This is a genomic window from Sedimentibacter hydroxybenzoicus DSM 7310, assembly GCF_013403245.1.
Lineage (GTDB): Bacteria > Bacillota > Clostridia > Tissierellales > Sedimentibacteraceae > Sedimentibacter > Sedimentibacter hydroxybenzoicus.
This window is the reverse complement of record NZ_JACBNQ010000003.1, coordinates 46,229-61,220: the sequence shown is the minus strand read 5'-3', so window position 1 is coordinate 61,220 and position 14,992 is coordinate 46,229. Positions and strand designations below refer to the sequence as shown.

The 14,992-nt window shown below is 30.8% G+C and carries 18 protein-coding genes and 1 riboswitch; of the genes, 3 read left to right on the top strand and 15 right to left on the bottom strand.

The genetic code is table 11. The features are described 5' to 3' along the window. Position 1: 1 nt before the first annotated feature. The 14 genes from HZF24_RS05140 to spoIIIAA all read right to left on the bottom strand — a co-directional run bounded on the left by HZF24_RS05140 (position 2) and on the right by spoIIIAA (position 9,166). Positions 2-799 carry a TlyA family RNA methyltransferase gene (locus HZF24_RS05140; RefSeq protein WP_179237212.1) on the bottom strand — a complete coding sequence of 266 codons (798 nt, stop codon included), beginning with the start codon at positions 797-799 and terminating at the stop codon, positions 2-4. A 122-nt stretch (positions 800-921) separates the two neighbouring features. Further along, positions 922-1,116, bottom strand: a complete 195-nt coding sequence (gene xseB, locus HZF24_RS05135; RefSeq protein ID WP_179237211.1) for an exodeoxyribonuclease VII small subunit — start codon at positions 1,114-1,116, stop codon at positions 922-924. Next, positions 1,113-2,297, bottom strand: a complete 1,185-nt coding sequence (gene xseA, locus HZF24_RS05130) for an exodeoxyribonuclease VII large subunit (protein ID WP_179237210.1) — start codon at positions 2,295-2,297, stop codon at positions 1,113-1,115. The genes xseB and xseA overlap by 4 nt, the downstream gene beginning before the upstream one ends. After that, entirely contained in the window at positions 2,278-3,246 is a 969-nt protein-coding gene (locus tag HZF24_RS05125) for a Kae1-like domain-containing protein (protein WP_179237209.1), read from the bottom strand. The genes xseA and HZF24_RS05125 overlap by 20 nt, the downstream gene beginning before the upstream one ends. Then, on the bottom strand, positions 3,243-3,647 hold the full coding sequence (gene nusB / locus HZF24_RS05120; RefSeq protein WP_179237208.1) for a transcription antitermination factor NusB: 405 nt from the start codon (positions 3,645-3,647) through the stop codon (positions 3,243-3,245). Before nusB ends, HZF24_RS05125 begins: the two co-directional genes overlap by 4 nt. A 74-nt stretch (positions 3,648-3,721) precedes the next feature. Beyond that, entirely contained in the window at positions 3,722-4,123 is a 402-nt protein-coding gene (locus HZF24_RS05115; RefSeq protein ID WP_179237207.1) for an Asp23/Gls24 family envelope stress response protein, read from the bottom strand. A gap of 42 nt (positions 4,124-4,165) precedes the next feature. Next, the gene (locus tag HZF24_RS05110) at positions 4,166-4,900 is read right to left on the bottom strand and encodes a SpoIIIAH-like family protein (RefSeq protein WP_179237206.1); all 735 of its coding nucleotides are present in this window, start codon (positions 4,898-4,900) and stop codon (positions 4,166-4,168) included. Positions 4,901-4,941: 41 nt separating this feature from the next. Beyond that, entirely contained in the window at positions 4,942-5,502 is a 561-nt protein-coding gene (locus HZF24_RS05105; protein ID WP_179237205.1) for a hypothetical protein, read from the bottom strand. 36 nt (positions 5,503-5,538) lie between these two features. Next, a complete protein-coding gene (locus HZF24_RS05100; protein WP_179237204.1) occupies positions 5,539-5,859 on the bottom strand; it encodes a hypothetical protein in 321 nt (106 codons plus the stop codon). Between the two features lie 121 nt (positions 5,860-5,980). Then, complete coding sequence (locus tag HZF24_RS05095; RefSeq protein WP_179237203.1) at positions 5,981-7,117, bottom strand: stage III sporulation protein AE; 1,137 nt, start codon at positions 7,115-7,117, stop codon at positions 5,981-5,983. 4 nt (positions 7,118-7,121) lie between these two features. Next, positions 7,122-7,511 carry a SpoIIIAC/SpoIIIAD family protein gene (locus HZF24_RS05090; RefSeq protein WP_179237202.1) on the bottom strand — a complete coding sequence of 130 codons (390 nt, stop codon included), beginning with the start codon at positions 7,509-7,511 and terminating at the stop codon, positions 7,122-7,124. A 19-nt stretch (positions 7,512-7,530) separates the two neighbouring features. Beyond that, complete coding sequence (gene spoIIIAC / locus HZF24_RS05085) at positions 7,531-7,728, bottom strand: stage III sporulation protein AC (protein ID WP_179237201.1); 198 nt, start codon at positions 7,726-7,728, stop codon at positions 7,531-7,533. Between the two features lie 15 nt (positions 7,729-7,743). After that, the gene (locus tag HZF24_RS05080) at positions 7,744-8,247 is read right to left on the bottom strand and encodes a hypothetical protein (RefSeq protein ID WP_218835257.1); all 504 of its coding nucleotides are present in this window, start codon (positions 8,245-8,247) and stop codon (positions 7,744-7,746) included. Continuing rightward, positions 8,234-9,166 (bottom strand): stage III sporulation protein AA, encoded by a 933-nt coding sequence (spoIIIAA, locus tag HZF24_RS05075; protein ID WP_179237200.1) that lies wholly within the window; start codon positions 9,164-9,166, stop codon positions 8,234-8,236. The genes HZF24_RS05080 and spoIIIAA overlap by 14 nt, the downstream gene beginning before the upstream one ends. Before the next feature lie 144 nt (positions 9,167-9,310). Next, positions 9,311-9,424, top strand: a riboswitch (FMN riboswitch). Between the two features lie 125 nt (positions 9,425-9,549). Here spoIIIAA and HZF24_RS05070 point away from each other — a divergent pair. From HZF24_RS05070 to HZF24_RS05060, 3 genes are all read left to right on the top strand, one after another. Continuing rightward, positions 9,550-10,161, top strand: a complete 612-nt coding sequence (locus tag HZF24_RS05070) for an ECF transporter S component (protein ID WP_179237199.1) — start codon at positions 9,550-9,552, stop codon at positions 10,159-10,161. A 134-nt stretch (positions 10,162-10,295) separates the two neighbouring features. Then, the gene (locus HZF24_RS05065; RefSeq protein WP_179237198.1) at positions 10,296-11,522 is read left to right on the top strand and encodes an MFS transporter; all 1,227 of its coding nucleotides are present in this window, start codon (positions 10,296-10,298) and stop codon (positions 11,520-11,522) included. Positions 11,523-12,027: 505 nt separating this feature from the next. Continuing rightward, positions 12,028-12,948 carry a tyrosine-type recombinase/integrase gene (locus HZF24_RS05060; protein ID WP_179237197.1) on the top strand — a complete coding sequence of 307 codons (921 nt, stop codon included), beginning with the start codon at positions 12,028-12,030 and terminating at the stop codon, positions 12,946-12,948. A gap of 446 nt (positions 12,949-13,394) precedes the next feature. Here HZF24_RS05060 and HZF24_RS05055 read toward each other — a convergent pair whose 3' ends face one another. Next, entirely contained in the window at positions 13,395-14,765 is a 1,371-nt protein-coding gene (locus HZF24_RS05055; RefSeq protein WP_179237196.1) for a hypothetical protein, read from the bottom strand. Positions 14,766-14,992: the final 227 nt, after the last annotated feature.

Below are 14,992 nucleotides of genomic sequence, written 5' to 3'. Positions count from 1 at the left end.
TTTATAAAAATTCAAAAGCTTTTTTTATTAATGCTTTGAAATTAAGTTCCGAACTATATTGTCCAGCTTTTACTTTTTTAATGTGAGCTAAATACTCAATGTTTCCATCTCCGCCGGTAATAGGAGAAAACGTTATATCTTCAATGACCAGATTGTTTTCTTCGCAATATTTTTTTATATTATTTAATACCGTAAGATGTATAGCTTTATCTTTTACAATTCCATTTTTTCCTATATTTCCTCTGCCTGCTTCAAACTGAGGCTTAATAAGAGCAATAATATCTGTACTCTCATTAGTAATTTCACATATCCTTGGCATCAATAGTTTTAAAGATATAAAAGAAACATCAATAACGATTATATCTACCGGTTCCTTAAAAACAGAAGTTTCAATATATCTGAAATTAGTACCCTCTAAATTAATAACTCTATCATTTTCTGACAGTGAATCATGAAGCTGGTTGTGTCCAACATCTATGGCGTAAACCTTGCCGGCACCTTTCTTTAAAAGAAAATCCGTAAAACCGCCTGTTGAGGCTCCGATATCTACGGCTGTTTTATTTTTAACGCTGATATCAAATAAATTTATAGCTTTTTCTATTTTTATTGCTCCACGACTAACATATTCAAAAGGTTTTTCAACTCTTATATCGTCAGAATCCGTAACTTTTACAGAAGGTTTAGTAATTAATTTATTATTTACATATACGCACTCATTTAAAATTAACTGCTTTGAATTTTCTCTGCTTTGACTTAATCCATTTTTATGCATATATACATCAAGTCGAATAGCTTCCATTCAATACCCTTTCATTACTTTTTATAATTATTCTGAAATTTTTAAAAAAATATGAACAATTCAATATGATTGTAACATAATAATTTATAAATATCAATTATTAATTTGCATAGAAGTTGTATTTATTCAGTTTCATCTATCAATTTTATTTTTTTCTGGGTATCGTCCAGTTTATTTGAGCAGTATGTATAAGCTTTCATTCCTTCTTCATAGTTCTTTACCAATTCATCCAGAGAGATATTTTCCTTTGCTTCAAATTTATCGATGATGCTCTTCAGATGTTCAAATGCCGTTTCAAAATTTTCATATTCCATCATTCCACCTCTTTTATCTCTTTTGTTTCAGCTATTACTTCAAATTCTTTAAACCGTATGTTCAACATATCTGATAGCTGGATTTGATTTATATTTTTAATAATGTTTCCTTTATTGTCTGTGACTAAAGTAAAGCCTTTTTCAAGTTGTTTGTTATAATTGTGGCTGTTTAACCTCTCGCTCATAACACTGAGCTGAAGCTCAAGGCTGCTGATTTTTTTGTTTAATATATTTTTCATTATGTTTTTATAATTTTCTATATCATTTTTAGTCTTATAAATATATTCCACAGGTAAAAAGTTTTTAAGTATGTATCTGTTGGATTTCAATTCCGATTTTTTTAAATTTATAATATTATTAGTATTTTGTTTTAATAATTGCAGGTAACTTCTTAATCTTTCCTCAACATCCTTGTATCCCTTTATTATTATTTCTGCTGCGGCAGTTGGGGTATGACAATAAATATCTGCAACATAATCGGTTAATGTTCTGTCCGTTTCGTGACCTATACCTGTAACAACCGGAATTTTGGACTTATAAACCTCTTCTGCAATCTTTAAATCATTAAATACATTTAAATCTTCAAAGCTGCCTCCGCCCCTGGATATCAATATAACGTCAGTGAGGTTTTCGTTAAAATATTTAATTCCATTGATTATATTATCTTTTGATTTTTCACCTTGTACCAAGGTGTTATATATTATAATTTCAAAATCGGCCCGAACACCTTCAAAGGTTTTTAAAATGTCCTTTATGGCTGCACCTGTTTTTGATGTAATAACTCCTATTCTTGTTGGATACAGAGGTATATCCCTGTGACGGTCAAACATGCCTTCCTTCTTAAGCTTTTCTTTCAACATTTCCAAATCGAGAAGTATTTTACCCAGCCCTACTCTCTCGATATTTCTTACTACGAGCTGATAAGAACCTCTCGCTTCATATACGGATAATTCACCTTCTGCAATAATTTTATCGCCGTTTTTAGAAATATTGTCAGCAAAAAAAGCAACACAATTAATAATAGAGTCTTCGTCACCCAACGTAAAATATGTATAGCCTGTCTTGCTTAAGCGTATGTTGGATATTTCACCTTCAACCCTGAGATTATTTAAAATTGAATTGCTCATCAAATATTTTTTAATATATTGGTTTAGAACTGATACTTTAATTGGTTTTAATTTCATTGTACCACCTGTCTATAATCGGAAGAAACGCAGTTCCCACAGCATTATCAGATGCATTTTCTTTCGTAGGTAATATTACATTGTATTCGTTATTAAGCTTATTCAGTATACGTTTTCTGATTAATGAATTTGAAGCTACTCCTCCGGCTATTATAATTGTTTCTATGTCAGAGCTTAATTTTATTTCATTGATTATATGTATTATACAATCGGAAACGTATGTAAAAAGTGCATTAATTATTGATTTCTTGTTAAATTTTTTAGATAGATATAAATTTGTAAAGTAGTTTTCCATACCTGATAGATTTATATATGCATCACCGCTTATTTTAGGTGCTATTATCTTGTCAATATTATTGTTTTCATTTAAATAATTTTCCATATGAAAGCCGCAAGGAAACTGAAATTCAAATAGTGCTCCAATCCTGTCTATAAGCTGTCCAAATGTTATATCCTTGCTTCCTCCGACAATTACGGCATCATAACCCTTAGATGACTTGTTTACATCAAGAAATTCTGTAGTTCCTCCGGATATATGAATTGCAAGGACATTGTTATTTATCTCTTTATAATAATCAATCAGTGATGCGGCAATGTGGTTTTCCTGATGGGAATATTCGATATATTTACAATTTAAGGATTTAGCTATAATTTTTCCGTAGTTTTGCCCAACAGTAAATACAGGCATATATGATCCGGTAACATTTCTTGGTCTTGAACTGACTGAAACTGTTTTAATATTATTAAAATTTATATTTATTTCAGAGTACAGTTCCTGAAAATTTTTCATATGCTGAAAAACAGCATCCTGCTGTCTCAATCCCTTTTGACCCATGGGTACTGTTAATACTTTTCTTTTATCTGCCAATATTTCCTGGCTTTCCTGATCTATTAATGCAATTGATGTAGTATAGGCGCTGGTATCAATTCCTAATATATAATCTTTCATTTTCCTATATTTCTTACAACAGTGCCCAAAATCCCGTTTATAAATTTATGAGAATCCTCATTAGAATATTTTTTGCTTATTTCAACAGCTTCATTTATAGACACACTTTCGGGTATTTTATCATTATACAGTATTTCCGCAATAGCAACTCTTAGTACAGCAAGATCCACCTTTGCAATTCTGTTTATTTTCCAATCCTTTGAATTATCTGTTATGTATCGATCTATCATTTCAATATTATCAATTAAATCATCCATTGTTTTATTAAGATAATCAGTGTCAACATCTTCAATTTCAAAATGATTAATAAATATACATGGAAGGTTTTTGTCAAAGTCTTTGTTGACATCCATACAGTATGCAATTTTTACTGCTTCTTCTCTTGTTTCTTTTCGCTTCATGTTGCCTCCGTAAAATTTCTCTTTAACGCAATTATAGATTGACAAAATTAAATTGTCAATCTATATGAGGATATTTATTCTACTATTTCAGCTTCAATTATGTCTTTGTCTATCTCTTTATCTTTTTCTTTATCTTTATCTTGTATGATGTTAAGTACATGAACGTTTACCGCAGCTACTTCCATATCGGTCATAGTTTCAACCTCTTTTTTAACGGTAGCTTGAACCTCTTTTGCAACGTCGCTGATTTTATAACCGTATTCTACATTTATGAAAATATCTAAAACTACTATATTTTCATTTATTTCAACCTTAATTCCTTTTGAATAGTTATTTTTAGAAAACAAGTTTGAAATACCGTCAGCAACACCTGTACGAGTTGTACTTACACCTTTAACTGAACTGGTTGCAATACCGGCAATAATAATTATTACATCATCAGATATTTTAACTTGACCTATATTTTCGTTATCCATATTAGCACCTCCATAAGTAATTATATCAGAAAATATATGTCTTTACAAATCAATATTATCAAATTTTACTATTTTTATTTGTGCAGGTTCATAATCTGTTTCTGATACAATAACATCTTTTATTTTGGTTGCGTCAGCTTGTTCTATGGGGTCGTTTGTTACAACCTTAATAGCATCTGCATCTACAATTACTATCGTTTCATTATAACCTTTTGACTGAAGCATCATTTCAATACTATTCTCAGTCTGAACGTATTCGCTTTTATTTAAAAGCAAGCCTTCAAACTGACTTTTTGTTTCTGATGAAATAGATTCGTTGCTTATGGTATTTTCAAGATGATCAATAACATCCATATTGCTCTTATCTCTGTTTAATTTAAAATTGGCAAAGTTTATATTCAATGTATTTAAAATTCCGTCAGATGAAGCTTCAACAGAATCATTGTTTAAAATATCAGTAATGTCACCAAGAATTACATAATCTGATTCATCTTCCGCAAGCTCCGTATCACCAACGGGAGGATTAGCGGTAATGTCTGATTTATCGATTTGTTCTAATATTTCAACTAAATCATTTTTCTTTAAATCGGCCATATCTCCCTCTATTATCTGAGCTACATCTTCGTCCAGGTTAACAGGTTTATTTGCTTCCTCTATTTTTGCAATGTCGTTCAAATCAAACGGATTCTCCGGCACCATCGTCATATTTACATAACCAATTATAAATATTATTGCCAAAGAAGTTAAAAACACTAATGTTTCCTTTCTCATAATCATAATTACCCCCTTAGTTAATTTAAGACACGTTTCCTTCCAATCTATTTATTGGAAAGTATTACTTCAATATCATTTATATTGATATCTAATAAAGTTTTTACACAATTCATTAGAGTTGTATAAATATCTTTATCACCATTATATTTAGCAACAACCAGCACTCCTGATATTTCAGGATATTCATATAACCTTTCCACGACCTGATTGTTACCGCCAAGAATTGCCTGAGTTTGTTTAGTTTCTCTTTTCACCTCTCTTTTAGTTCCATCTGTTCCGGTTTCCATATTTGTTTCATTACTTATATTTTCATCATAGACAGGTTTCATTTCAGGAGTTTTTTTAGTGTAGATCATTACATCAACACTTTGCATATTTTCAATTTTTCCTAAAATTTTTTCCAACCTTTCCTCTAAAGAAAATACATAGTCATCTGTTGTCATTTCCTTTTTGTCCATTTTGTCTGTTATATTATCAGTTTCTGTGCCGGTTATTACTGAAGTGTCAAATTTCAAAATCAAGGAGATTATAACCAGCAAAATAAAAATATTTACGGCGTATTTTAAATTCTTGTTTTCTTTAAACATATTCAATAAATTATTCATGTGTTCCCCCGTATTCTATTCGTGCTGAAACTCAAGCTATCGTATATAAATGTTTTCTGATTCTATATGAAAGATATCAGCTATGTTGGTTTTCAATACATTTGCTTCATCAAAGCTCAGAAGCTTATTTAAGGTTATTTCAGCTTTTATGTCCATATCCTCCGTAAAGCTTAACGATATGCTTTTTACTACATCATCCCCTTCAAAATAATCTTTGTTTATAGATTCTATGATATCATCGTCTATGCTGCTAAGCGTCACTTCTCTTTCATAGTTTGTTTCTAATACCGGTAAATCACTTAATATATTTATATTAATACTTCCATTTAAAAATATATTATCCAGAATATAAATCATGATAAAAATTTTTATAGCAATCCGGCAAAATTTCTGTGTCTTACCCTCCGGGAAAATTATCATAATAATGTTGAACATCAGTATTAGAATTATTATATTTATAATTGTATTTTTCATTTGACTACCCGAAAATGTTATTTATATAATTTAACAAAATTGAATAATAAACGGTTACGATTATTATAGGTGTAATAAGGCATATCAAGTAGATAAAAAACATGTCTGCCATTTCATAAATCAGCTTGGATATATTTTCGCTGAACGGCTCTGTTAACACTCCTACAGCTTTGTACAAAATCAGAGCAAGAGCAATTTTTATCAGTGAACCGCCAAAAGCGGAGAACATAAATATAATTATTACTATACCTAAAACATCCTTTATCATCAGTATGCTCTTTAAAAACACTCCAAAGAAACTGCTTACGGCATTACCTATTACAGGAACTGCGGTTGGAGACAATGCTTTTATGGAGCTTATAAAAATATTGTCTGTTTTATATAATATATATCCTTGTACAGAAAAATTTATGACTATTATAATCATATATCCTGATAAAATTAAAAGCGTTGCCTTCTTTAAAAATTTATACATCAGATTTGCATTTATCAGCTTACTCATATTATTTATCAAAATAACCGCTATCATAATGATGGTCATAATATCCGTAAATTGATATATGAGCTGTGTAGTCATACCAACCACATAGTTTAAAGATGTTTGGAAAAATTGCAGTATGCTCAGTTTCCCGAAAGTCAGCATGGCAGCCATAAAAACAGCGTTAATTTCTTCGGTAATCGTTCTGAAAGTCAGAAAATCGCTTTTCAGCATATTTTTTATGTTTAAAACGTCTTTTAATATTATAGTAAATATAATTAAAACCGAAAAAACCATCACAATATCTGATACGCTCTGACTGCCGAATTCATCTGAAAAATATTTAATTATAGTCAGTACCATACAAATAACGATAATATTAATGCCGGTTTTTAAAATACTCTTAAAAAATCCCTGCTCATTATTAAATTCATACAGAAAATAGTCCTTTAAGCTTATATCCAATCTTCCCTTAAATGCATTTACGATCAGATCCTTAAGCTTTAAATTGTTGTCCCTGAAATATTGATTATTTTTGTTTAAATAATCTTCAAGAGTATCTGTAGGAATTTCATTGATTGCATTATCTAAAGTTCCCGCAAAAGCATTTATTGTATTCAGAGTTATTAAAATTATTAAAAAAAGTGTTATTTTTATTTTCATCTCATCACCCGTTAACAAGCATCAATATTTGATCAAGGAATATTTTAATTACATCGATAGAATAAATTAATATTATAAGCTTGCCTGCAATCTCCACCTTTTTGCCCACCGATTCGTAATTCAAATCCTTACAAAGAAGTGATATGAAGTCACATAGATATGCAATACCTACAATTTTTAAAATAGTAGTGAAGTATTCAATTCTGATATTATATCTGATAAAAATATTGGTAAATTCCTCTATATATGCCTTTAGCTCAATAAACAGCATAAACATGACCAATATGCCAAATATAACAGTAATATAAACCTTGAACTCTTTATTAAAATTTGAAATTGTTATGCCTAAAATAACAGTGATTACGGCAATGAATATAATTTTTGCAAGCAACATATATCATTCATTCCTTTCATCAATACAAGTTGAATATAGATTTTACCTCCGTAAATAAATCGTTCATCATTCCTACGATGAGTGCCATCACGACAATAACTCCCGTAAGTGTTACAAACATTGCTTGTTCATCTCTTCCTGTTTTTGATAGAATCTGATTAAAAACGGCCACTACTATGCCTATTGCACCAACCTTAAAAATTAAATCAATATCCATGAATAATCGTACCTCCTAAATAAGAATTACTGCAGCAAGGCATCCCAGTAATAAAGAAATTCTGTTGTTCAGGTTTTTTTTATCAATGTGTTGCCTTTCATAATCTTTCATAGAGTATTCCATTTCCCTGATAGTAAATTTCAGCTTTGCATCTAGCACATCGGAATATGTGCTACCGTAATAATCAAGGATATCAATAAACTTTTTGTTGAAATTATCAGGTGTGTGCAATAACTCCTCAATATAAACAATGTATTTGCCTTTATTTTTTTTGTTTTCAATTTCATCCATTAATTTATTGCATACCATTCGTATATTTTCATTGCTGAAATTATATTTCAAATATATTTCTTCATACGACATGTGCATCTGACAGGAATAAATTCTCAGATAATCTGTAAAATCTAACAATTCCTTCATATTGTCCATACGTCTGTCACCATAATCGTTTATAAATTTAAATATAAATTTAACGGTTACTATTGTAAGAATAAACAATGAAGATTTAATCCATATCATTAAATATCACCCTATTTCGTTCAAAATCGAAAACCTCTTTCACGGTACACGGCTTTTTGCTGTTTTTAAGTATTAAAGCGCGGTCGAAAAAATTATTTTCAATTATGTTTTTTAAATATATGTTTTTTTTAACATCCTCTAAGCTGTAACCATGTGCAGTGGTAATTATATTAACTCCGCTTTTTAAAGCATATTGAAGAATTTCATAGTCATCCTGAGAACCCAGCTCGTCTGATATTATGACTTTTGGAGAAAGAGCTCTGATGCCCATAAAAAATCCGTCTCTTTTCATACAATAACTTAATACGTCGGTTCGTCTTCCAACGTACATTTGAGGCTCTCCGTTATACACCGAAGAAATTTCACCCCTTTCGTCAATTAATGTGACGTCGCTTCCTTCAAAGAACTGATTTTTCACACCATCACTCAGCTTAACTGACACGTCTCTGATAAATGTCGTCTTACCAGAAAGAGGAGGGCCAATTATTAATGTATTGTAAATACTTTTCCTGGAGCTTATAAAATATTTTATATAATTTTCTGAGCATCCCGGATATTCCCTCGCAATCCTTATATTTAATGAAGTAATATTTTTAAAGCCGTTAAAAATATTATGCTCATAGATGCAGTCCCCTCCAAGCCCGACCCTATGCCCGCCCTCTATGGTTATGTATCCGCTTCTGATTTCTTTTTCAAAGGCATGGATAGAATTTTTAGTTAAGTTAGAAATTGTGTCATCTATATCTCTTTTTTTTACTTTGTAGTTTTCTTCTAAAAAAATTTCGGATTTAACCTTCTTTATTAATATCGGACTGTTTACTCTAAGCCGAATTTCAACAGTATCGCTGCTTAATAAGCTTATATTTCGGGAAACTATATTTCTTAAATTGATGCTTAAAAGCATTATTACGTTATTCATAAATTCCTCCCCACGGTTAATCTTAATCTTGTCCCCCTTAATCTATAATATTATGAATATCTGAATTTATGATAAACGTATATATTTTTTTAAAATTTCAAAAAAATGTTTACAACTATAAAAATTATGATATAATAAATTTGTAAATATCTTCAGGGCAGGGTGAAATTCCCGACCGGCGGTAAAGTCCGCGAGCCGAAAGGTTGAATTGGTGAGATTCCAATACCGACAGTAAAGTCTGGATGGTAGAAGAGTTACATAAGCTAAGCTTATAGTTCTATCGATTTTTTGCCTCTGAAGATTTCAGAGGCTTTATTTATGTCATAGCAAATGCAAATGCCTCTGGTAATCTTTATATAGTGCAAAGGCACAAGGAGGAAAATATGAAAAATGAAATTTATGTAAAAGAAAGAAGTTACACAAAAACAATTGCAAAAATAGGAGTTTTATCAGCGGTGGCATCAGTGTTGATGTTGTTTGAGTTCCCGTTATGGTTTGCTCCAAATTTTTATCAATTGGACTTTAGTGAAGTACCGGTATTGTTAGGTACGTTTGCCATGGGACCCATCGCCGGAATAGCAATTGAGTTCGTAAAAATTTTAATTAATTTTGTTCTGAATGGTACTGTTACCGGAGGTATCGGTGAGTTGGCAAACTTTGCCGTAGGATGTGCTTTCATTATTCCTGCAGGTTATATTTACAAGCATAAAAAATCTTACAAAACAGCAATTATAGGTTTAATAGCAGGAAGTATATCATTATCTATTATAGGTTCACTTATGAACTACTTTGTATTGCTTCCTGTTTATGCAAGAGTATTTGGAGCACCACTTCAGGCATTTATTGATATGGGTAACTTATTAAACCCTGCAATAACAGATTTAAAGACGCTTGTTATGTATGCGGTAGCACCTTTCAACTTATTTAAGGGTGTGGTAATTTCATCAATTACAATACTCATATACAAAAGAGTATCACCAATACTTCATAGATAAAAAATTTCTACACAACTTTAGATTGTTTAAAAAGCGCTCAGGCGCTTTTTTTATGCTTGACGAATCCGCAAGTATAGGATATTATTGAGATAACGTTGTCCCTTCAAACACATACAAAAGAAAAGGAATTTCTTATGAAGCTGAAAATATATTCAATAATTCTATTTCTCAACTCTTTTTTAACCGGAATATTAACACCCGTAATTAGCTTACTTCTCCTTGATAAGGGAGCAACTTTGAGCAACCTTTCTTTAATTCTTGGTATTTATGCTTTTACTGTCATTGTATTAGAGCTTCCAACGGGAATTATTGCCGATGTTTTCGGCAGGAAAAAATCATTTTGTTTGTCGATAATAGTTTCTTTGGTAAGTTTTATAATATTATTGTTCGGAAAAGGTTTCATATTGTTAAGTATAGGAATGATGTTTTACGGTTTAAGCAGGGCACTCTCCTCCGGATCTTTTGATGCATTGTTTATTGATTATTACATAGATAATTACGGAAAAGACAAGCTGCACAACATAACCACAAGACTCAATGTTTTGGAAGCACTTGGAATGTCAACAGGTGCATTGACAGGTGGTATGTTGCCTAAAATTACAAATACATATTTTTCCTTATCAAGCATTTATGACTTAAATATAATTCTAAGACTTATTCTGGCATCTGTTGTCGTAATACTTGGATTTATTTTTATAACGGAATCAGCTGACAATAACAAAGAAAATCGCATAACTATTAAGCAGCATATAATAAACAGTTCATCAATAGTAGTAAAAAACTCTACAATTATATGCATATTTATATCGGTTTTTTCAACGGGATTCTTCTTAAGCAGCTTAGAAACATTTTGGCAGCCGCATTTTTTATCACTGTTGCCTAATGACAGTTTCATGGGACTTTTAGGCGTTATGGCATTTTTATATTTTGCTGCCGCCACATTAGGAAGTATCGGCTCAAATAAGCTGATAAAGAAATATAAATTTAATACATATAAAATGTATCTAATATTAAGAACGCTCATTGCCGTATCAATGATAATCACAGCAATTCAAACGAATATACCTATTTTTATGTTTTCCTATTCAATGATTTACCTATTATTTGGAATGGCCAATATACCTGAAGGTGTTATTTTGAACAGAGAAATTCCCAATGAAGTAAGAGCCTCAGTACTGTCGGTTTATTCATTGGTTATACAAATAGGCGGCTTAACCGGTTCCCTGCTTTACAGCATATTGATAAATTATTTTACTATTCCGACTATATGGGTGATTTCAGCAAGTATCATATTGATTACAATTATTGTAATATATAAAAAATTAATATTCGAAGCTGCGGTTAAAAATACAGCAATCTAAAAAGACGCCGAAGCGTCTTTTTTTTATACCACTATCGTCTACAACAGCGTCTTCCCTGTGCTCCGCGCACTCTTGAACATCTGCCGTAACCGACTCCAAGTAAAAACCATGGAAGTATATACATAATATCACCCCTTTTTTGAGGTTGTACCATTATATGCAGTATTTCAAAAATTGTTACGATTTGTATAGGCAGATGACCCAAATCTCTGATTTGATATCAGTCACCTATAATATAAGTGCAAAAACATAAAAAAAACTCGCATAACGCGAGTATTTTATATGTTTGTAGAGAGTAAATAATGTAAGCCGTGTTATATCGCTATTAATACAGTAAGCTCTTTATGGCATTGAAACCATTGGAAAATGAGCATTTAAAAACATTGAAATTTCAGTTATGTTAGACGGATTTTTTAAAACCCGACAATAAGCCAAAACGAATAAGTACATAACTAAATGCTCTTACCTTTCAATCTTTTCAATATCAAGGAGGGTAAGTAATATAATGAAATCTGAATTAGAGATTTATTTTGAATATTTTTTAGACTATCAAAAATCTGAAAACAATTGTTCCGAAGCAACAGTAAAGAGTTATAAATATGATTTCAGCAATATCATAGAGTTTCTTAACATTATTCAGGTAGAGCCTCAAATCAATTTAATTACAACAGCGATATTAAGAAGATTTATTACGTTTCTCAAAGAAAACAAAAAATTTGCAACAAATACGGTAAGAAGAAAGATACATTGTCTGGCATCATTTTTTAAATATTTGATTGAGACGGAATACATAGATAAGAATCCTATGGCTCCCATTAAAGCACCAAAAGAAGAGAAGAAATTGCCAATTTATATAAAGGTGAATGAATTACAACGATTAATGGATGCTCCCGAAAAGTATGCCAGATTTCCAGAAAATCGATTAAGAGACAAAGTTATGGTCGAACTGTTTATCTTTACGGGTGGAAGACGTGCGGAAGTGAATGGTCTCAATTTTGATGATATAGACTTCGGAAGAGACACCATAACCATTAGAAAAGGAAAGGGAAATAAATCAAGAGTAATTCCACTCGTCGAACCATTAAAAACAGATTTATGGAATTACCTAAACGAAAGACTACCACTTACAAACAGGGCTATAATCATCAGTAGTCGGGGTACAAGAATGAGTATGAGTAATATGCACGTCCTGTTTAAAACATACTTAAAAAAATGTGGATTAGGAAGCAAAGATTATAGTTTCCATAAATGCCGACACGCTTTCGCTTCTCTATTACATCAGCAGGGGGTCGATTTATTGGAGATTAAAGAATTACTTGGACACGAAGACATTAATACCACAACGATATATACACATACAAACATAAACCACCTAAAAAATGCCGTAGAAAAGTTTCCATTAGTAGGTGCTAAAAAAATAAGTTAGGGCAAGATACCTATCTTGCCCCCTTCTATATAGTTAATATGTTAACATTATAGAAGTATCAAAAGCAAATATAATATTACACACATTGAAATTTCAACATTGAGGTGCATTTTTATGTTTTAAGCATTGTTCAAACACATTGCGAGCGATTGGACTATAAAAATATTAACTTTGCTTAAAATCAATTTAAGGGGTTCATAAAAGCAGAAGGAAAAAATCAATTTTACGACTCACTTTATATTTTATTTGTCGCTTATGTTTGTTGTCCCTGTTCTTTTTTATTATATTGATGTAGGGCTTTATGCCCTATAAGATGTTAATGAATAAAATATATTTTTATTTTCAAAAATCATTAAAACATCTTTTCTTTTAGGTATATATATAGTCCCCTTAAAAGTAATTTTTTTATTGGAATTAACACATTCCAATAAGGTTTTTTTATGCTGTTAAAATGGCACATCTTCATCACGGACTATAAAGCCCCTTTTCCTTTCTTCCTGTTTTATCTCTGCCGCTTGCTTGTCTTTTTTCTTTTGGAACACCTGCTCCACCAAATCTTCCCCGAATACATTCTTTATGCTGTTAAAGTTTATATTCTTTGGGGTTATTTTGTTTTCTTTTAAGACCTTTATCCTTTCTTCTACAATATCCCAATTCAAATCATTCAGCACTAAATAATTGATATTATAGTCGTGTTCGTAATTATGGACAATATCTTCGGTCATATCTGTAATTTTGCTTAATATTCCTAAAACGCATAACAGGTTTATTTCCTCTGAAACTTTCTGATATCGTGTGTTATATTTTTTCCCTAAATATCGGCAGGAGTTAAAAAATATTGCTTTTCCGTCTTCTTGTAAGTATTTTGTGCTACAAATCCTCTCTTCCCCCTCTTTTATAATAATCTCCAAAAAAGTAAGGTGATTTTTAAGGTAATTGTATATGGCTCTATTGTTTTTATCAAGTTTCTTAATCTCTTTCAGTATTCTTTTAAATCTTTTCTTCTCATTTGTCAGTTGTTCATTTACTTTTTCTATTTCGGTCAGATATTCATTGTAGGTAGTAATAACAATATTCTTAATTCTTATTAAATCCATTATTCCAATACCATAAAGAGAGAGCAAATCGAACAAATCAAAGGCTATACCTGCTTTTTCATCAGGATCAAAGCTCAAAATCTTAAAGTGTTGCTTACGGACTGTGATAACACATTTATTATTCTTTATAAACGGACATTCACCGTAGTTGTTTAATATGTTTTTCGCATTGAATAAATTGGAAATATTAATCTTTCGTGCGTAGATTATAAAATCTCTTGTGGTCTGGAACTCATTTTCTTCTAATTCAAAAGCATCAATTATTTTTGCTATGTCTCTTTTCTTTAATTTCAGCCGTTTCTTTAATACACTTATTTCCTGCTCGTCCATTTTATTAAGATACTGCCAATTGATTTTATGCTTTGTGTCTCGTATATCATAAGCCATTTTCTCAATTTCTTTATCTGTCATATACGGGTGTTCTTCTCTTAGCTCTGCTTTAAGCCTTATAATCTGCTCTTTTTTAAGCTTTTTGATATAGCTTTCGTTTCTTCTTCTGATTCCGTCCTCTTTGTCCTCTTTCTTCTTAATTATTTCCAATTTTCCACGTAAATCTTTATCTATTTTATTGAAGAAATATTCTTCTACAAACGCATTTATATTGGCATACCCATAATCTTTATATTTATTGAAAAATGAATAATTGTATATGAAGTATGTGCGTCCCTGTAATGTATCGCTAATTGTCCATTGCTCGGCTGTTTTCTCTGTTATTATCACCGTAATACCCCCTGTCATTTGAGTTTTATTTTATTATAGTAAGAAGGCAAGGAAATTATAATTTTTAGGTGTCTTATGAAAAATTTTTAATTGATATTTCAATAAAAAAATAAGATTTTTACATTGTTCCATAAATTACCATAGCGAAAATAGTGCGGATAAAAAAATATCTGCTATAATTTAATTAAGTGCTAAATACTGGCATTCGGAAATGCCGCAACAATACA